Raw genomic sequence first — 18,339 nt, forward strand, 5'->3', positions numbered from 1 at the left:
ATTTTTTCATCCTACACCGATGTAAATAATCCATGTTTTACTTAAATTTGCACTTCATACAATAAATAATGTTATGCAACCGATATTTCTTGTAGGCTATATGGGATGTGGAAAGTCCACTCTCGGACGCACGGTATCGGCCATTACCGGATGCAGGTTCATTGACCTTGACACATATATCGAAGGCCGCTATCATCACACCGTAAAGGAGCTCTTTGCGCTTCACGGTGAGAGCGGGTTCCGTGACCTGGAGCGTAATATGCTCCATGAAGTGGGGCAGTTTGAGGATGTGGTGGTGGCCTGTGGCGGCGGCACACCATGTTTTTTCGACAATATGGATTGGATGAATCAGGCCGGGACTACTGTGTTTCTCGACACATCGGTCGACAAGCTTCATGTGAGATTGATGCGAGGACGACATAAGAGGCCGTTGATTGCCGACAAGAATGATGAGGAGTTGCGACGATTCATCGTGGATGCGCTTGAGGCAAGAATGCCTTACTATTCAAAGGCCGAAGTGGTGTTTAAAGCCGATTTGCTCGACTCGGAGTGCGAGAAGAGCGATACTGCGCGTCGGTTTATAAAGCAACTTAATCTCGAATGACCATGATGATAAGCGATGCTTCCCATACCCCCATGCCTCAACCTGTCGATGTAACAGTGAAGCCTCACAGGATTGCAATAGGTGTACCCTCGTGTGCCACGCTGACCGACCGTCGCTTCCCCCTCACTCCCGAGGCTGTGGCAATGCTGGTGGCTCGGGGATATTGCGTGAAAATTCAGGCCGATGCCGCGTCGGTGATTCACTACTCCGACTCGCAGTACTTGCGCGCCGGAGCCGCCATAGTCGACCGCGATGAGGCGTTGCGGTGTGACATCGTGCTGCATCTTGCGCCGGTGAGTGCCGCCGATGTGAAGCGCATGCGCCGTGGTGCCATGCTCCTTTCGCTACTTCATGCCGAACAGCAGTCGGTCGACGCCGTCAGGGAGCTGCTCAACCGTCGCATCGTGGCCGTTGCCGTGGACTTGATTCAGGATTCCAAGGGGCACACCCCGTTCTATGACATACTTGCCGAAATCGACGGGCGCGCTGCCATTGCGCTTGCTTCGTCGCTTCTTGCTCATCCCGACCACGGGAAGGGAATACTTCTCGGCGGAATCGCCGGCATAGTGCCGTGTGAGGTGACCATAATAGGCTCCGACATTGCAGCCTGTGCCGCCGCGTCGTCGGCATTGGGCATGGGCGCGATGGTGCGAATGTTTGACAATGATGTCTACCGGTTGCGTGAGGCATCGCGACTACTCGCCCCCGGGCTTGTCACCTCGGCCATACATCCGCGTGTCCTTGAAAATGCGTTACGCACAGCCGACATTGTGATAGCCTCGCAGGTGTCGTCGCGTTACCATGTCGACTCCGACATGGTCGATGTCATGAAGAAGGGTGTCATTGTCATGGATCTTGACTACGACTGCGGTGCCGCTTTCCCGTCGCTTCCGGCCGTTGACATATCTACATTGTCGACCTCCAATGCCGCACTCGCTTCGGGCGGACGGATATGCTACACCTGTCCCGGAAATGCCGTGCCGCGCACTGCCGCCATGGCCCTTAGCAACACATTCCTGTCGTTGATGAACGACATCTTGTCGTGTGAGGGCGTGACCAATGTCGTGAGGATGCTTCCCGGAATGCAGCGTGCCGTCTACACTTTTCTCGGAAAGCCGGTCAACCGCCGCATAGCGGCTATTGTAAATATGCGTTCGGTCGACATCGCGTTGTTGCTTAACTGTTCCTAATAACGCCGCCAATGAATCAGCGTAAATTTTATGTAGTGTGGAGCGGTAACGCTCCGGGCATATATGACTCCTGGGAGGAGTGCAAGGCTCAGGTTGAGGGATATCCTGGTGCCAGATACAAGGGCTTCAACTCGCTTGAGGATGCCACGATGGCTTTCAGGGGCGATGCCGAGGATGAGCTGTATGCGTTACGTGCCATAGCAGGTCACGGTGCGTCCATTGTCAATTACGAGGCGTTTCCCGAGATTGAGCGTAACGCAATTGCCGTAGATGCCGCTTGTGCCGGCAATCCTGGACGAATGGAGTATCGCGGTGTGGATGTGGCGTCGGGTGCCGAGCTTTTCCGCTTCGGGCCGATTGATGACGGCACCAACAATGTGGGCGAGTTTCTTGCGCTTGTCCATGCGCTTGCATTGTGTAAGCAGCAGGGTTGGACTATGCCCATATACTCCGACAGTCGCACGGCTCAGGCGTGGGTGCGCAACCGTCACGCCAAGACTTCGCTTGCCAAGACTCCGCGTAACGCCAAGCTGCATCAGCTCATAGCGCGTGCCGAGGCTTGGTTGAACAATAACACCTATCCCAATCGCATAATAAAGTGGAAGACCGAAGAGTGGGGTGAGATTCCCGCCGACTTCGGTCGTAAATAGTCATTGCTTCATGTTGAGTGCGGCGATGAATCGCTGCACCACTTCGGGCTTGCCCGTGTATTTGCCCCAGTCCTCGCTCAGCTTGCAGGTGTCGTTGTAGAAATCCCATGTTTCGGTGATTTTTACCGCGACAAGCTTTATCACTATGTTAAGCGGCTTCAGTCCCGGGAAGTCGTTGGTGAAGTGCGTGCCTATGCCGAATGACGGCATGCAGTACTTCCTCGCATACTTGTGTAGCTCGATTGCGCTGTCGGTGTCGAGGCCGTTGCTGAATATTACCTGCTTGGTGAGCGGGTCGATGTTGAGCGACCTGTACTTCTTCACTATGTTTTCGATCTGCTTGTAGTTGTCGCCGCTGTCGACACGCAGCCCTTTGAACATGTTGGCGAAATCTTCCGAGAAGTTCAGGCTGAATATGTGCCACCCGTAGGTGTCGTAGAGAAATGTTCCGAGTGCTCCGCGGAATGTGTTGCGCCACTTGTCCATGGCTATATGGTTGGCCATCTGCGGCCCATACATTCCTCCTATCGCGCACACCCATTCATGAGCCATTGTGCCCATAGGCGTGAGGTCGTGCTTCATGGCGAGATACACGTTGCTCGTGCCTACAAACTTTCCGGGACGACGACCGCTTTCGTCACACTCCTTCATCGCGGCCACAACCGTGTCCTCGGTTTTGAATGATGCCCGCCGGCGTGTGCCGAAATCGCTGTAGACGCATCCCGCGTCAAGGAGCCTCTCGGCTTTGTCGTAGGAATTCCGGTAGTAGGCGTCATAGTCGATTGTTTCTGCCTTGCCGGTCATGATGTAATAGAGCTCCGACACTATCGCGAGTATTTTTACCTCGAGCAGTATCGTGTCTGACCAGTTGCCCTCGATGTCGATGTGAAGGTGACCCTCACGGTCCTGATGCGCGCTCACCCATTCGCGGCGGTAGCGGAATCCCCTCAGGTAACGGTAGAACCACTCCGGGATGTAGCTGCATTTGCGTTTCATGAAGTCGATTTCACGGTCGGTGATGACGAGCTGCTCAAGCATGACTATCTGCTCGTTGAGGCGGTCGACGAATCCTGCGGGATACACCATGTCGTTTCGGTCGATGAATGTGTATTTCACCCTTGCTCGCGGGAAGTTCTCTATTACCGCGCAGCACATTGTGAATTTATACAGGTCGTCGTCGGTGAAGTGGGTGATTATCGGTTTCATTTGTCAGTCGATGTTACCGGTTAAACATTTGGGCCTGCAGCGGTTGCCGCAAGCCCAAACGGAAAATCATTGTCGTTATGGTCAGTCAAGAGCCATGTAATGTTCACGCGGATGGTCGCAGGCGGGACACACTGCCGGTGGCTGTTTGCCTTCGTAGATGTAACCGCACACGAGGCATTTCCACTTGATGGGTTTGTCGCGTTTCCACACTGTGCCGTCCTTTACCTGCTGGAGATAACGCTCAAATCGGTCGCAGTGATGTTGCTCTATCTCGGCGATTTCGCGGAAGTGGCGTGCTGCATCGGGGAATCCTTCCTCTTCGGCTACCTTGGCAAAGGCTATATAGGCCTTTACGCCTTCCTCCTTTTCCTCCTTGATGGAGATTTCAAGATTGGTGGCTGTGTCACCGATTACGCCGGCATCGGGAGTAAGGGCTATGTCGACAGTGCCGCCTTCAAGCATCTTCAGGAATATTTTGCCGTGACGCAATTCGTTGGATGCCGTATCACGGAATATCTCGCCGATCGGGAAATAATTCTCCTTATCAGCCTGCTGGGCGTAGAACGTGTAGCGTGCATAAGCCTGTGCCTCATTCATGTAGGAAATAGCAAGGTTCTTTTCAGTCTGTGTGCCCTTGATACTTTTTGTTTTATTAGCCATAAGTTTTTATTTGTTTTAGTATTAAAAATTACTTTATCATATTTCTAAAACGTATATGATAATGATTATGTTTAAGCGCGTCGTGTTAACTTCAGGCTAAAAAAGAATCTCCGCATCCATGTCGTGTTAATGGATGCGGAGATTGCATTAGGCGATGTTTATTATTGCATTTTTATTACGAATCCGCCTCTCGGTTGCATATTTATCTTTTCAGGGAGTGAGGTTATGGAGCTTATCGACCAAGGGTTGTCAGGTTTGCCGCTGTCGGTGAACATCGTGCCGCTTATCTCGCCTTTGTTGACGGGCGAATAGTCGGGTGTCACCTCCATCGGCTCGTCGGTTCCGTTTATGCCCGCTATGTACCAGTCGCTGCCTTTCCTGCGCGCTATCACGGTGTGGTTGCCGGGATAGCCGGCGAGCAGCTTGGTTTCGTCCCATGTCGACGGCAGTGTCGAGAAGAATTCGAGCACTTCGGCAGGCTGTGCGAGATAGCTTTCGGGGCGGTCGGCCAGATGCTGTATTCCCGATTCAAAGAGCACTGTCAGTGCCAGCTCGTGGCCGTGGCTGGTGATGTGGGGATGTTGCGAATCCGAGAATGTGCAAGGCGTATAGTCCATCGGGCCTATGACATTGCGGGTGAAGGGGAGTGTGGCGTTATGTGCGGCCGCACGATTTGTGAGTATGGGGGCGTTGTTGTACCACTCGGCTCCGTACACACCCTCGACCGACATCAGGTTGGGATAGGTACGCTGCCAGCCGCGAGGCACTGTCGCACCGTGAAAGTTTACGAGCAGATGATGCTTTGCCGCGCTTTCGAGCAGGTCGATGTAGTAATTCATCGTTTCCTGGCCGTCGCCCGGGAAGAAGTCGATTTTGACTCCGGCAAAGCCGTTATCCTCAAGCCATGCAAACTCTTTCTCGCGGTCTTCGGGCTTGTTGAGCCTGAATTTCGGGCCGGGGGCTCCGTTGATCCATCCTGTGCTTGAGTTGTACCATATCAGCGGTTTTACCCCTTTTGAGGCTGCGTAGGCAGCTACGTCGTTTATGTCGCCTCCGTTTGACATCTCGTCCCATTCGGCATCGATGAGCGTATAGGGCAGGTTGAGCGTGTCGGCAAGGTCGATGTATTGTTTCAGAATCTGATAGTCTTTTGATCCGTGATTATGAGCCCAATAAATCCATGATGCCACTCCAGGTTCAATCCATGAGGTGTCGATGCGTGCCTCGGGGCTGACATCGGTCACGAGCGTCGACTCCACGATGTCGTTGAGGCTGCCTATTATCACCACTCTCCAGGGGGTGGCGGTGCATGAGGCTGACGATGCCCACTCTACGGCATACTCCGACTCGTTGTCGGTGGCTTTCAGCAGCGAAGCGCAGTTCTCTTTCTCGATGGCCGCTTCGGTGAATAGTCCCCAGGTGCTGTCGCTGAACTCTACAAGGGCCGGGTAGCCCCAACGGTCATCCTTTTGATCATGTCCCGTCTGCTCGGGGAAGAAGCGCTCGTAACCCGGGTCATACCGTTGCATCCAGCGTTTCTTGTCGGCGTCGATTGTGTATTGGGTAATCTCACCTACGATGGGGGAGTCGGGTGTGGTGACATAACGTAACGTGATGCCGTCGTTGTAGATTCGCAGTATCATCGACACTCCCTCGATGTCGTCGGATGCAAACTCATACTCGTTGTACTCGTTGGTGCACACACTCTTCTTGCCGGTGAGCATCGTGTACTCGCTCTTAACGCCGGGCGTTGTCTTTTTAAATGAAAAGTTGGTGCTGACATTTGCGCTGTCGGAGGTCATTACTCCTAATGACGATATCGTGAACAGATTTTCTGAACTGTTGCCGTTGACATATTTAACGGTTAACGTGGTCGTAGAATCTTGGTTGATGTCGAGAGCTATCTTGCCGTTGGGCGAGGTAAGGTGGGGTGTGCCGGCGCAGCCTGTAATCAGGATTGCGATCGACAGAATGGCGAGAATGCGGTTCATGATTGATTAAAGTTTTAATGTCGTTTTGTTTCCGTTATAGTCTATTGTGCGTGCAGGTTGCCCGTTTATCGTTATGTTGAATTTTCGGTTCTTGCTCATGCCGGGATAGCTTCCTTTGCGTGACGCTATCTCCAATGTGCGTGACTTGTCGTTCCACTTCATGTCGATGGTGCTGCAGGCTCCCTTTTCGTAGTTGTAGTTGTCGCCTTCGTCTTCATAGAGCGAGAACTCTCCGTCGTTTCCGGTATATATCGCTATTTCAATAGGCTCGTCCTTCAGGTCGCCGGTGTACTGCTTGTCGTGCGACATGGGGAGTATGCTTCCGGCCTTTACGTAGACGGGGATGTTCTCCATCGTCACGTTGATGTTATGCTCGCGGCCTCCGTCGAGATGCGAGTTGTCATAGAGGTTGTACCATCCGCCTTTGGCTGCGGGCAGATAGGCGGTGCGTGACGCTATCGACGGTTCGGTAACGGGAAGTATGAGCAGGTTGCCGCCGAGCATGTAGTCATGCTTTACGGCAAGTGCATTCTTGTCGTCGGGGTAGTCAAATACGAGCGGGCGCATCATCGTGTAGCCTTCGCTGCTCACCTTGTGTGACAACGAGTAGATGTAGGGCAGCAGCCTGTAACGCCACTTGATGGCATTGCCTATTATGCGTTCGGCTTCGGCTCCGTAACGCCACGGTTCGGTTTCGCTCGTGAATCCGTGTACGCGCATCAGTGGCATGAACGTTCCTGCCTGGATCCAGCGTATCATGCGCTGTATGTAGTCGTCGTTGGTGTACTGGTCGCCGGGACGGAAGAATCCGCCTGCATCGTAGGTCCACCAGGGCATTCCCGAAGCGGCCATTGAGAGTCCGCTTGCAATCTGTCGGCGGAATGTTTCCCAGTCGTTGCCCACATCGCCGGTCCACATTGCGGCTCCGTAACGCTGTATGCCGGGAAATCCGCAGCGGGTCAGTATCATTGTGCGCTTTTGGGGCATGTCGGCGCGACAGCCTTCATATACCGTGCGGTTGACAAGCAGGGGATATACGTTTCTGAACAATTCGCCGCGGTAACGGCCGTTCATTACACGGCGACCTTCAAGGTCGTCGTTTTCGGGCTCGGTTGCATCCTGCCACCATGCGTCGATTTCGTAGGGCTTCAGGAGTCGCTTGCTGAAGTTACTCCAGTAGAATTGCGATGCTTCGGGATTGAAGAAGTCGATCCAGTCGGAGCCGGGGATATAGTAGCCCTTTGCATCGGCCTCTTTTCCCACGGGTGAATTTTTGTCGATTTTCGACCACACCGAGAGCATCAGCCTCATGTCCATTTCGTGCAGACTGTCGACCATGGCTTTGGGGTCGGGATATGCGTCTTCGTCAAATTGCATGGAGTTCCATCCGTGCTTGCCCCAATATTGCCAGTCCTGTACTATGACATCGACCGGAATTTCGCGCTTGCGGAATTCGGCGGCGTTGGACAGCAGCTCGTCCTGTGAGTGGAAGCGTTCACGGCAGTGGATGTAGCCGAGCGCCCACTCCGGCATCATGGGGGCGTGACCTGTGGCCGAGCGGAATGAGGCTATGATTTCGTCGGGCGTGCCGGTGAATACGGTGAAGTCGGCTTTGGCGGGCATGGGTGAGCGCAATGTCGATGTGCCGTCGAGCTTCTTCAATGTCACGGTGGGGTTGTCGCCGCGTTCAAGGTTGGCCGACAGCTCATGCTTTCCTTTGGTGAGCGTGACGATGGTCGATGATGTGGGGGGAAGCCAAAGGTTCCGCTGGTCCATTATCGTTTTGCCGTCGATTGTCAGGTTGTGACGGCGGGCCATCTTTTGTCCCACATCGAGCAGTATCGAGTAGTCGCCGCTCTCGGGGATGTCGATTACGCCGGTAAACGTGTTGTCGCGGCGCACTTCCCTGCGTGCGCCTTCAGTGGTCGTGATGTTGACTTCGCGGGCGGCTCCGGCCTTTTCGCTGCGTGACAGTGCCACGGTGGTGGGGCCGGGATTGTATTCGGTGAGTCCGTAGTTGTTCCACAGTATGCCGTAGCCCTTGTTTGACAGGATGAAGGGTATCGATATCTGTGTGTTGACCTGGGTGAGGCGGCGTGACAGTCCCTTTATGTCGGTGAATCCGTCCTGGAATTGTCCGAGTCCGTAAAGATGCTCGTCGGCGCTGTTGTCCCATGACAATTGTGCGCCTGTGTCACGCGTTCCGTCGGGGTTGTCGGTTGAATATAGAGTGATGTCACGCGTCGTGAACACGGAGCGGCCCTGTGCGTCGGTTATGGTGACGGCTCTTTTGTTGCGGTCGATGTCGGCCTTGATTTTGCCGGCCGATATGCGCGTGGTCCCGTTTTGCAGTTCGGTTTTGGTGAGCTTGCCTGTGCGGGGCGATTTGTTAACGTAGATCCATTCGGGGAGAGTGTCGCTGAATTCTTTGGCGTATTCCACTCTTACCGCATTGTCATTCAGGAATGTCAGTCTTATCGATCCTTCCTGAAACGGGATAATGGCTTGGTTGTCTTTGGCCGGGGCCGCAGCTGTCGCACATAGCACAATCAAGCACGATATAAGTGTTCTTATCATCGCGGATGAGGTATTAATTAGGGATTTTAGGCAAAAATAGGCACAATAAATTTATCTAAGGGTGAAAAAATCGTTATAATAGTAGGACAAAATCGATATTTTACACCCGAATCCAATTTGTGCTCAACTATTTCCCCGGCCTCGTCGCTTGCGATTGGGCGTTATTGCTCTTTCCGTGCCTTTCCGGCGAGCATTCCGCAGGCGGCTGCTATGTCCTCGCCTCGTGATGCGCGTATGGTTGCCGTTACGCCGTGCTCGTTGAGCCTGTCGCGGAAGGCGGTCATCGTGTCGGTCGACGATGTGCTCAGGTCGCTGTCGGGTATGGCGTGGAATCGGATGAGGTTGACTCGGCAGTCAAGTCCTTTGAGCAGTCGTGCGAGAGCGTCGGCGTCACGCAGGCTGTCGTTGACACCGCGCCACATGATGTACTCGAATGAGAGTCGGCGCTGGTGGGCGAAGTCATATTGTCGCAACAGCGCGATGACATCGCGTGAGTGATAGGCGCGTTCTACGGGCATGAGCGATGCCCGTTGCTCGGGATAGGGGGAGTGGAGGCTCACGGCGAGATGCACCTTGGTGGTGTCGAGCAGGGTTTTCATCTCGTTTATTTTGCCGATGGTCGACACGGTTATGCGCTTCGGGCTCCATGCCAGTCCCCAGGGCGAAGTAAGCACCTCGATTGCCTGAAGCACGGCGGGCAGATTATCCATCGGTTCGCCCATGCCCATGAATACTACATTGGTGAGCGACCGGCTTTGGGGTATCGCCATGATTTGGTTGATGATGTCACACGCCGTCAGGTTGCCGTGGAATCCCTGTCGGCCTGTCATGCAGAATTTGCACCCCATGCGGCATCCCGCCTGTGACGACACGCACAGTGTGGCGCGATCCTTGTCGGGAATGTAGACCGCTTCTATGTCACGACCTCCTTTTCCGTCAAACAGGTACTTGACCGTGCCGTCGGTTGATTCGGCCGCCGCTTTGGGAGGCGTTACGCCTATGCAGTAGTCGGTTGAGAGGCGTTGACGGGCACTTTTCGACAGGTTGGTCATCTCGTCGATCGATGTTACGCGTTTCTCGTAGAGCCATTGCGACATCTGCTTTGCGGCAAATGACGGCATTCCGCATTCAGCGGCTACGTTACGGAGTTGTTCGAGGGTCAGCCCGGTAAGAGGCTTTTTGATTGTCGTTTCCATAGAGTGCAAAGTTACGCTTTTTTTGATGCCATTATTGCTATGTGATATGTTAAAATGATTTGGTTATCACAAAATCTTTTCAATCCTGTTAAATAATTATGCGATATTGTTTTTTTATTCGATAATTTTGATTATGTTTGCGTATTAGCAAAGTATGACCTATGGAAAGACTGATGCAATACGTATGGCAACATCGGCTGTGGCCTGTCAAAGAAATGTTTACAGTCGATGGCCATCGTGTGCATGTCATAGACCCGGGTTGCTTGAATCATGATTCCGGGCCCGATTTTTTCAATGCAAAGATTCGCATAGGCGATGAAATGTGGGCGGGTGATGTTGAAATCCATGTCAGGGCAAGCGACTGGCATCGTCACGGACATGACGGCGACAAGGCTTACGACTCGGTGATACTTCATGTCGTTTCCAAGGATGATGCACCGGTGAGGCGGAGCGACGGGAATGTGATACCTCAGATGAAAATGTCATGTTCGCCCTCGTTCAACGAGAGTTACAGGCGATTGGTGGCTTCGGCGGCCGACGACCTTCCATGCCATGAGGAGTTCAAGACCATCGACAATGTGCGGCTATACTCATGGCTCGACAACCTCGCCTATGAGCGTCTTTACAATAAGAGCGAGCGCATCAACCGTTACCTGTCGCGATTCTCGGGCGACTGGGAGTCGACTTGCTATGTGACTCTTGCGCGCGCACTTGGTTTCGGGGTTAACAGTGAGCCTTTTGAGCGGCTTGCGTTGAGTGTTCCGTTGCGGTTCATCGGCAAGCACAGTGACTCGGCATTGAGCATAGAGGCTCTGCTTTTCGGGCAGTCGGGCTTGCTCGAAGGGGTAGGCGACGGTGACTCCTATGTGGAGCTGCTGAAAAAGGAGTATGACTATCTCGCCCGGAAATTCTCGCTGGAACGGCAACCGAGGCTCGGGTGGAAGATGTCGAGGATGCGTCCGGCCAATTTCCCTCACAGGCGCATTGCATTTCTTGCGGCAATGCTCTTTGGCGGATTCAGGCTGATGTCACGCATTGTGGATGCAGGGAATCTGGCGCAGGCTTGTAAGCTCTTTGAGGTTGAGCTGGTTGGTTACTGGGCGAATCACTACACTTTCAACGGCTCCCTTGAGTCTACGCGCAGCGTAGCGTTGAGCCGAGGCTCGATAACGGTGCTTATAATAAATGTAGTGGTGCCGCTTCTCTATGCCTACGGGTTGTCGCTCGACGACAAGTCGATGACCGACAGGGCGGTCGCCATGTTGCAGGAGATGAAGCCCGAGAGCAATTCGGTGGTCGCGATGTTTGTCGATGCGGGTGTAAAGTGTGACGATGCATTCACCTCACAGGCACTGATTCAGTTGCGACGCGAGTACTGCGAGGCTCGCAAGTGCCTCTACTGCAGAGTGGGGCACAGGATGCTGTCACGTAGTGTAAAGGCTTAGGATTTATATTGAAGGATTAATGATGACTCTAATATATTTTGTAATCTAAATGTATTCAGGAATGTGATCTTGGTTGTCTAGTGGTAGGACTTTGTGGGATTAGTCTTTCGGTTTAATTTGACCCATGAAGTCACTGGTGGAGCCACCCTTACACTGTCTGCATTATTGTAGACGCTGTAACGGGTGGCTCTGCCATGATTGTAGTTGCCCACTACTGTTAATAATCTGTAAAGTGCTTGACGCGCCGATATTTGAGCGATAAAAAAGATTGGGATGTGGTGCATTACTTAATTGATATTTATGTATCTTTGTGGAATGATAATATCCAACATTAAAAGAATTGTCGCATTGCTGATTTTCTCGGCGCTTATTCTTTCTACCTCATTTATAGCCGATGCCGCTGAAGTGACTGTGGGCGCTGCGAGGATTGACCTTTACAAGCCTTGGCTTGAAGGGCGCCGGGTGGCGTTGCTGTCCAATCACACCGGCATGGTCGGCTCCAAGCACACTCTCGACCTCCTGCTTGAAAATAATGTTGATGTAGTCACACTTTTCTCGCCCGAACATGGATTCCGTGGCACCGCCGATGCCGGACAGCATGTGGCGAGCTCGGTTGACGAGGTGACGGGAATACCCATCGCATCGCTGTATAACGGCGGAAAACGCGGCCCGTCGCCCGAGGTGATGGCCGGTGTCGACGTGATTCTTGTGGATCTTCAGGATGTGGGAACACGATTCTACACCTACTACATAACCATGCTTGATGTAATGGAGGCGGCTGCCCGTCACGGCAAGAGCGTCATCGTGCTTGACCGTCCCAATCCGCTCGGAATGTCGGTCGACGGCCCGGTGCTTGACATGAAACTGCGTTCAGGCGTGGGACGACTTCCCATTCCGGTTTTGCACGGACTCACTCTCGGCGAGCTGGCCAAGATGGCCGTAGGCGAGGGATGGTTGCCCGGTGCTTCAAGCATTGACCTGAAGGTTGTGCCCTGCAAGGACTACACCCACTCGACACGTTATGCACTTCCCGTGGCTCCGTCGCCCAATCTGAGGAGCATGAAGGCCATATACCTTTATCCGTCGCTGTGTTACTTCGAGGGAACTACCGCTAGCGTGGGACGCGGAACCGATGTGCCGTTCCTCGTTTACGGTCATCCGCTCATGAAGGCCCGTGGCTTCTCGTTTACGCCACGCAGCGTGCCGGGTGCCAAGAATCCGCCTTTGCGCGACAAGCGATGCAACGGCGTAGACCTGCGCGAGGTCGATGACGAAGCTGCGATTGACGGCGGTGTCGACCTATCGTACATAATCGATGCCTACAACTCGATGACACAGGGAAAATCACGTTTCTTCAACTCTTTTTTTGACAAATTAATAGGCAACACCAAAATTCGCCCGATGATAGAGGCCGGCCGAAGTGCCGATGAGATAAAGGCCACATGGCGCGACGAGGTGGCGCAGTTCAAGAAGCTGCGCAGCCGCTACTTGCTATATCCCGAACAATGACCCCTACGATAGTTATAATAACCGTGCTGGCTTACTTCGCCGTTCTGTTTGGCGTAAGTCATCTCACATCCCGCAACAGTGACAACGCTTCGTTTTTCAACGGCAACAGGCGCGCCCCGTGGCCGTTGGTGGCTTTTGCCATGGTGGGTGCCGCCATATCGGGCGTAACGTTCATCAGCGTACCCGGAATGGTGGTCGACAAAGGTTACAGCTACCTGCAGATGGTGCTCGGATTCATCGTGGGCTATTGGGTGATAGCGTTTGTGCTTGTGCCGCTCTTCTACAAGCGCAACTTGTTGTCGATTTACGGTTATCTCGGCGAGCGTTTCGGTTCATCGACTTACCGTACCGGGGCATGGTTCTTCTTCGTTTCAAAAATGCTTGGCGCGGCGGTGAGGTTTTTTGTCGTGTGCATAGTGCTTCAGACCCTTGTGTGCGACCCTCTCGGTATTCCGTTTGTGGTCAATGTCGCCGTCACCATCGCCATTGTGTGGCTCTACACTTTTCGCGGAGGTGTCAAGACCCTGATATGGACCGATACTCTCAAGAGTTTCTGCCTTATAATGTCGGTGGTGCTGTGTATATGGTTCATAGCGCAGAACCTCGACCTGTCGTGGGCCGGTGTCGTCGATTCGATTGGCCGACACGGCTCGTCGCGCATCTTCTACTTCGACGATCCGTCACGCGGCGTCTACTTCTGGAAGCAGTTTCTTGCCGGAGTGTTCATGGCCATCGCCATAAACGGCCTTGACCAGGACATGATGCAGCGCAACCTTGCATGCCGTGACTCGCGTCAGTCGCAGAAGAACATGATTGTGAGCGGTGTCATGCAGTTTTTTGTCATAGCTCTGTTTCTGGTGCTCGGAACCTTGCTTGTGATATATGTCGAGAGTACACCGTCGTTGTCGATGCCCGAGAAGAGCGATGAGCTATTTGGCCTCGTGGCTGCGCATGAGTCACTGCCCGTGGCGGTGGGCGTGCTGTTTATTCTCGGACTTGTGTCGGCTGCCTATTCGGCTGCCGGTTCGGCACTCACATCGCTCACCACATCGTTTACGGTCGACATTCTCGATGCATCGGGCATGGAGGAGAGTCGCCTTGCACGTGTGCGCAAATGGGTGCACATAGCGATGTCGGCCACGATGGGCCTTGTAATAGTTGTGTTTTACATGATCAGCGAGGAGGATGCCATAAGCGCCGTCTACACCCTCGCGTCCTATACCTACGGCCCCATATTGGGCCTCTTTGTGTTCGGCATGTTCACCAAGCGACCGGTCAATGATCGGCTGGTGCCTGTAGTGTGCATTGCCGCGCCATGTCTTTGTTGGCTGGTGAAGTACTTCTTGAATGAATCGTTTGGCTATGAGATGAGTTTTGAATTGTTGATATTCAACGCTCTGCTCACGGCTGTCGGTCTGTCCCTGTTGCCGGGAAAAGCGTCGGTGTCTGACATCGGAGCCTCCCCGGAGTCAGTTTCTGCCGAATAGCGGGAACGTAATGAATATCTATTTTCTGTTTCAATTTTAAATTATTTATGGCACGAGATTTATTTAGCAGGTATATATGGCTTATCGACACCATACGCCGATATGGGTCGTTGACTCGTGATGAAATCAATCGGCTGTGGATGAAGTCGCCTTACTCCAACGGCGAGCCTCTTCCACGGCGCACATTCTACACCTATCGCAATGCAATAGAGGAGCTTTTTAAGATAAACATCGAGTGTAACCCGTCGACATTCGAGTACTATATTGAGCAGAGCAACGACCACTACGAGAGTGTCATGAACTGGTTGCTCAACTCGGCATCTATCGGCAATCTGTTGAACGATGCCCATGATATTGCCGACTCGATTTTTCTTGAGAATGTTCCTTCGGCGCGTGAATTCCTGTCGATTACCGTGGATTCATTGAAGGAGCACCGTCCAATGAAGTTTGACTATCATCCTTATACGCGCTTGAATCCGACACGTGACATAGTGCTCGAACCCTACTTCTTGAAGATATTCAAGCAGCGATGGTATGTGACGGGCCGAAACGTGAAGGAGGATGTCATAAAGACCTACGCGCTCGACCGCATGAGTGAGGCTACACTGTTGCCGTCGGTATATGAGGTACCCGAGGACTTCGATGCCGAGGCCTACTTCCGCGACAGCTACGGAATCATATTTGACGAGGGCGAGGTAAAGCACGTGGCTGTGCGCACCGATTCAAGGCAGGCCAAGTATTTCCGTTCGGTGCCGTTGCATGCGTCACAGCAGGAGGTGCTGCACGACTCCTATTCGATATTCTATTTCAAAATCAAGATTACTCCCGATTTTGTCCAGGAACTGCTATCCTACGGCCCCAAGGTGACGGTGTTGAGTCCCCCCGAGCTGCGAGCCATAATGATCAACAACCTGCGCGAGGCGTTGGCGCAATATTAGCCGTCGCAAGATGCCCTTAGTGGGCTTCGAGCCAATTGCTTCCCACTCCCGACGACACGATGAGGGGCACCCTGCCGTGGTAGGCGTTCATCATGTCGGAGGTCACGATAGCCTGTACGCGTTCAAGTTCTTCCGGCACAACGTTGAATATCAATTCATCGTGTACCTGCATTATCATTCGTGACTTCAAGCCTTCCTGCTCGAAGTTGCGGGCTATGTTCACCATGGCGAGTTTTATAATGTCGGCGGCCGAACCCTGTATGGGGGCGTTCACGGCATTTCGCTCGGCATATCCGCGCACAACGGCGTTTCTTGAGTTTATTTCGGGGAGCATTCGCTTGCGACCCATTATAGTTGTGACATATCCGTCGCTGCGAGCCTTCTCGATAGCTTCGGCGATGTACTCCTTGATGTGGGGATAGGTGGCGAAGTATCCGTCAATAAGCATCTTGGCTTCGGCTCGCGGAATGCGTAGCCGCTCCGAGAGGCCGAATGCCGATATGCCGTAGATTATTCCGAAGTTGGCGGTCTTGGCGCGGCGGCGCTGCTCGTCGCTCACATCCTCTATGCGCTCCTTGTATATCTTTGCCGCCGTGGCCTGATGGATGTCGGCCCCTGAAAGAAACGCCTCGATCATGTCGTTGTCACCGCTTATGTCGGCAATCAGTCGCAGCTCAATCTGCGAGTAGTCGGCACTCATGAACAGGTCGCCCCGGTCGGCTATGAAGGCGCGACGTATTTCGCGGCCGTCGTCGGTGCGTATGGGGATGTTCTGCAAGTTGGGGTTGGTCGATGAAATTCGTCCTGTGGCGGTTACGGTCTGGTTGTAGGTGGTGTGTATCTTGCCCGTCGACTGATTTATCAGCTGAGGCAGTGCGTCGATGTAGGTTGTCAGCAGCTTGCGTATACCTCGTATTTCAAGTATGGTGTCGACAATAGGATGCACGTTGCGGTATTTCTCAAGCACCTCTTCGGTGGTGGAGTAGGCACCACGCTTTGTGCGCTTGGCTTTGGCATCGATCTTCAGCCGTTCAAAGAGCACTTCGCCCACCTGCATGGGCGAGCCTATGTTGAACTCACCGCCCGCGAGCCTGTAGGCCTCCTGCTCCATCTCGCGCAGCTGCGATGTGTACTTGCGCGACAGCTCGGCCAATGCCTCGACATCGATGCGCACCCCTGTCCACTCCATCTCGGCGAGCACCTTTATTAGAGGCAACTCTATGTCGTCCATCAGATTTTTCACGCCGTTGCTCTCGATGAGCGGATTCAGCTTGTTGTAGAGGCGCAGCGTCATGTCGGCTATCTCACATAGGCGCAGCATCTCCTCACCTGCGGGAAGCGGCTCGCCTTTCTTGCGGGTGCGCGATGTGTCATCGTAGTCGAGAGTGTGATAGTCGAGATAGGCGGCCACCACGCGCGGAAAAGAGTGATTCATCTCAGGCTCGATGAGGTAGTGGGCCACCGATGTGTCGTAGTACGGAGCTGTAAATGCAATGCCTTCACGCTTCAGCAGCAGGTAGTCGCGCTTTACATCGTGGCTTACAATGGTGACGAAGGGCGATGTGAACAGCTTGGCCATGATTTTCAGCATTTCGTCACGTGCGGCTCCCTGCGGAGGCATGGCGATGTAGACGGCTTTTCCCTCGGATGTCGAGATTGCCGTAACCATCCAGCGTGATGTCATGTCGTCGGAGCCGATGGCATAGAGCGTCACTCCCACGCGTCCCGCCTTGACAGCTTCGTCGATTGTCGCCTCAAGAGTCGCGAGGTCGGAATTGGCGGTGTAGTCATGCTCCGAGTCGGCCATGGCCGATGTGTCGGCTTGCTGAGCAGGCTCGTCGATGATGTCGAAGAGCGAAGGCATTTCATTGGTTGTCGCAGGCTTGGCCTCGGGTGTCGGGGCTAACGGCTGATTGTCGCCATGACGGTCGTGCAATCGCTTGATGAACGTGCGGAATTCCAGTTCGGTGTATATCCCGGTCAGGGTGTTCAGGTCAATATCACCTCGGCGCAGATTGTCGATGGGAATGTCGACAGGCACATCGGTCTTTATTGTCGCGAGAAATTTTGAGAATCTTATCTGCTCGGCGTTGTCGACGATTTTGCGCTGCAAGGCACCCTTCAGTGAGTCGGTGTTGCCAAGCAGATTCTCGACGGTGCCCCATTCCGATATAAGCTTCATTGCCGTCTTTTCGCCCACTCCGGGACATCCCGGAATGTTGTCGACCGCATCGCCTTCAAGGGCGAGTATGTCGACCACCTGTTGCGGCGACTTAATGCCGTAACGCTCGCAAATCTCCTCGGGGCCGCGTATCTCCATCTCGGAACCGCGGAGCGAGGGCTTGAACATGAGCACGCGGTCGGTCACCAGCTGTCCGTAGTCCTTGTCGGGGGTCATCATGTAGGTGATGTAACCCTCCTTCTCGGCAATGTGCGACAGTGTGCCTATCACATCGTCGGCTTCATATCCCGGAATTTCGATAGCGGGGATTCCGTAGGCCTTTATGATGTCCTTTATATAGGGAATCGACAGGGTTATGTCCTCAGGCTGCTTGTCGCGCTGCGCCTTGTACTCGGGATAGGCTTCGTGGCGGAATGTGGGGCCGCTCGGGTCGAAGCACACCGCGATGTGTGATGGCTGCTGCTTGTTGAGCACCTCCTCAAGGGTGTTTACGAATCCGAATATCGCCGAGGTGTTGAAACCCCGTGAAGTCATGCGCGGAGCGCGTATAAGTGCGTAGTAGGCACGGTATATTAGTGCATAGGCATCGAGCAGAAATAGTTTCTTATCCATTATATCGGCTGTTTTTTGTTAGTGTAAACAAGAAATTCACGATAAATATAGGCATAAAATTATAACTTTTACTAATTTTGCATCACAAAATG

13 protein-coding genes are annotated in these 18,339 nt (G+C 53.4%); 7 read left to right on the forward strand and 6 right to left on the reverse strand.

Features of this window, described 5'->3' with window-relative positions:
- Window positions 1–73: 73 nt before the first annotated feature.
- The 3 genes from E5354_RS03655 to E5354_RS03665 are packed head-to-tail and all read left to right on the forward strand — an operon-like array spanning window position 74 to window position 2,444.
- On the forward strand, window positions 74–604 hold the full coding sequence (locus tag E5354_RS03655; RefSeq protein WP_123395156.1) for a shikimate kinase: 531 nt from the start codon (window positions 74–76) through the stop codon (window positions 602–604).
- Between the two features lie 2 nt (window positions 605–606).
- Window positions 607–1,794 (forward strand): hypothetical protein, encoded by a 1,188-nt coding sequence (locus tag E5354_RS03660; RefSeq protein WP_168353817.1) that lies wholly within the window; start codon window positions 607–609, stop codon window positions 1,792–1,794.
- 11 nt (window positions 1,795–1,805) lie between these two features.
- Window positions 1,806–2,444: a viroplasmin family protein gene (locus E5354_RS03665; RefSeq protein ID WP_123395158.1), complete on the forward strand. Its 639-nt coding sequence runs from the start codon at window positions 1,806–1,808 to the stop codon at window positions 2,442–2,444.
- On the opposite strand, the gene pncB is transcribed toward E5354_RS03665, so the two are convergent.
- From pncB to rlmN, 5 genes are all read right to left on the reverse strand, one after another.
- Window positions 2,445–3,650, reverse strand: a complete 1,206-nt coding sequence (gene pncB / locus E5354_RS03670; protein ID WP_135946471.1) for a nicotinate phosphoribosyltransferase — start codon at window positions 3,648–3,650, stop codon at window positions 2,445–2,447.
- Window positions 3,651–3,731: 81 nt separating this feature from the next.
- Window positions 3,732–4,310: a rubrerythrin gene (rbr, locus tag E5354_RS03675; RefSeq protein ID WP_123395160.1), complete on the reverse strand. Its 579-nt coding sequence runs from the start codon at window positions 4,308–4,310 to the stop codon at window positions 3,732–3,734.
- A 161-nt stretch (window positions 4,311–4,471) separates the two neighbouring features.
- Window positions 4,472–6,301, reverse strand: coding sequence for a glycoside hydrolase family 97 protein (locus tag E5354_RS03680; RefSeq protein ID WP_135946472.1), 1,830 nt, complete (start codon window positions 6,299–6,301; stop codon window positions 4,472–4,474).
- Window positions 6,302–6,307: 6 nt separating this feature from the next.
- Window positions 6,308–8,878 (reverse strand): TIM-barrel domain-containing protein, encoded by a 2,571-nt coding sequence (locus tag E5354_RS03685; RefSeq protein WP_123395162.1) that lies wholly within the window; start codon window positions 8,876–8,878, stop codon window positions 6,308–6,310.
- A 161-nt stretch (window positions 8,879–9,039) separates the two neighbouring features.
- A complete protein-coding gene (gene rlmN, locus E5354_RS03690; RefSeq protein WP_123395163.1) occupies window positions 9,040–10,074 on the reverse strand; it encodes a 23S rRNA (adenine(2503)-C(2))-methyltransferase RlmN in 1,035 nt (344 codons plus the stop codon).
- A gap of 161 nt (window positions 10,075–10,235) precedes the next feature.
- Between rlmN and E5354_RS03695 the strand changes: the two genes are divergently transcribed.
- The 4 genes from E5354_RS03695 to E5354_RS03710 all read left to right on the forward strand — a co-directional run bounded on the left by E5354_RS03695 (window position 10,236) and on the right by E5354_RS03710 (window position 15,453).
- The gene (locus E5354_RS03695) at window positions 10,236–11,519 is read left to right on the forward strand and encodes a DUF2851 family protein (protein ID WP_135946473.1); all 1,284 of its coding nucleotides are present in this window, start codon (window positions 10,236–10,238) and stop codon (window positions 11,517–11,519) included.
- A 300-nt stretch (window positions 11,520–11,819) separates the two neighbouring features.
- Window positions 11,820–13,028 carry an exo-beta-N-acetylmuramidase NamZ domain-containing protein gene (locus E5354_RS03700; protein ID WP_246863734.1) on the forward strand — a complete coding sequence of 403 codons (1,209 nt, stop codon included), beginning with the start codon at window positions 11,820–11,822 and terminating at the stop codon, window positions 13,026–13,028.
- The gene (locus tag E5354_RS03705) at window positions 13,025–14,515 is read left to right on the forward strand and encodes a sodium:solute symporter (RefSeq protein WP_135946474.1); all 1,491 of its coding nucleotides are present in this window, start codon (window positions 13,025–13,027) and stop codon (window positions 14,513–14,515) included. The genes E5354_RS03700 and E5354_RS03705 overlap by 4 nt, the downstream gene beginning before the upstream one ends.
- Window positions 14,516–14,562: 47 nt before the next feature.
- Complete coding sequence (locus tag E5354_RS03710) at window positions 14,563–15,453, forward strand: helix-turn-helix transcriptional regulator (protein ID WP_123395167.1); 891 nt, start codon at window positions 14,563–14,565, stop codon at window positions 15,451–15,453.
- A 16-nt stretch (window positions 15,454–15,469) separates the two neighbouring features.
- Here E5354_RS03710 and polA read toward each other — a convergent pair whose 3' ends face one another.
- Window positions 15,470–18,247, reverse strand: a complete 2,778-nt coding sequence (polA, locus tag E5354_RS03715; RefSeq protein ID WP_135946475.1) for a DNA polymerase I — start codon at window positions 18,245–18,247, stop codon at window positions 15,470–15,472.
- Window positions 18,248–18,339 lie beyond the last annotated feature (92 nt).

Source organism: Muribaculum sp. NM65_B17, from assembly GCF_004793735.1.
Lineage (GTDB): Bacteria > Bacteroidota > Bacteroidia > Bacteroidales > Muribaculaceae > Muribaculum > Muribaculum gordoncarteri.

Excerpts from the sequence above, each read along its gene's own strand:
- E5354_RS03655 (WP_123395156.1), top strand. The coding sequence starts at position 74 with ATGCAACCGATATTTCTTGTAGGCTATATGGGATGTGGAAAGTCCACT.
- E5354_RS03660 (WP_168353817.1), top strand. The coding sequence starts at position 607 with ATGATGATAAGCGATGCTTCCCATACCCCCATGCCTCAACCTGTCGAT.
- E5354_RS03665 (WP_123395158.1), top strand. The coding sequence starts at position 1,806 with ATGAATCAGCGTAAATTTTATGTAGTGTGGAGCGGTAACGCTCCGGGC.
- pncB (WP_135946471.1), bottom strand. The coding sequence starts at position 3,650 with ATGAAACCGATAATCACCCACTTCACCGACGACGACCTGTATAAATTC.
- rbr (WP_123395160.1), bottom strand. The coding sequence starts at position 4,310 with ATGGCTAATAAAACAAAAAGTATCAAGGGCACACAGACTGAAAAGAAC.
- E5354_RS03680 (WP_135946472.1), bottom strand. The coding sequence starts at position 6,301 with ATGAACCGCATTCTCGCCATTCTGTCGATCGCAATCCTGATTACAGGC.
- E5354_RS03685 (WP_123395162.1), bottom strand. The coding sequence starts at position 8,878 with ATGATAAGAACACTTATATCGTGCTTGATTGTGCTATGTGCGACAGCT.
- rlmN (WP_123395163.1), bottom strand. The coding sequence starts at position 10,074 with ATGGAAACGACAATCAAAAAGCCTCTTACCGGGCTGACCCTCGAACAA.
- E5354_RS03695 (WP_135946473.1), top strand. The coding sequence starts at position 10,236 with ATGGAAAGACTGATGCAATACGTATGGCAACATCGGCTGTGGCCTGTC.
- E5354_RS03700 (WP_246863734.1), top strand. The coding sequence starts at position 11,820 with ATGTATCTTTGTGGAATGATAATATCCAACATTAAAAGAATTGTCGCA.
- E5354_RS03705 (WP_135946474.1), top strand. The coding sequence starts at position 13,025 with ATGACCCCTACGATAGTTATAATAACCGTGCTGGCTTACTTCGCCGTT.
- E5354_RS03710 (WP_123395167.1), top strand. The coding sequence starts at position 14,563 with ATGGCACGAGATTTATTTAGCAGGTATATATGGCTTATCGACACCATA.
- polA (WP_135946475.1), bottom strand. The coding sequence starts at position 18,247 with ATGGATAAGAAACTATTTCTGCTCGATGCCTATGCACTAATATACCGT.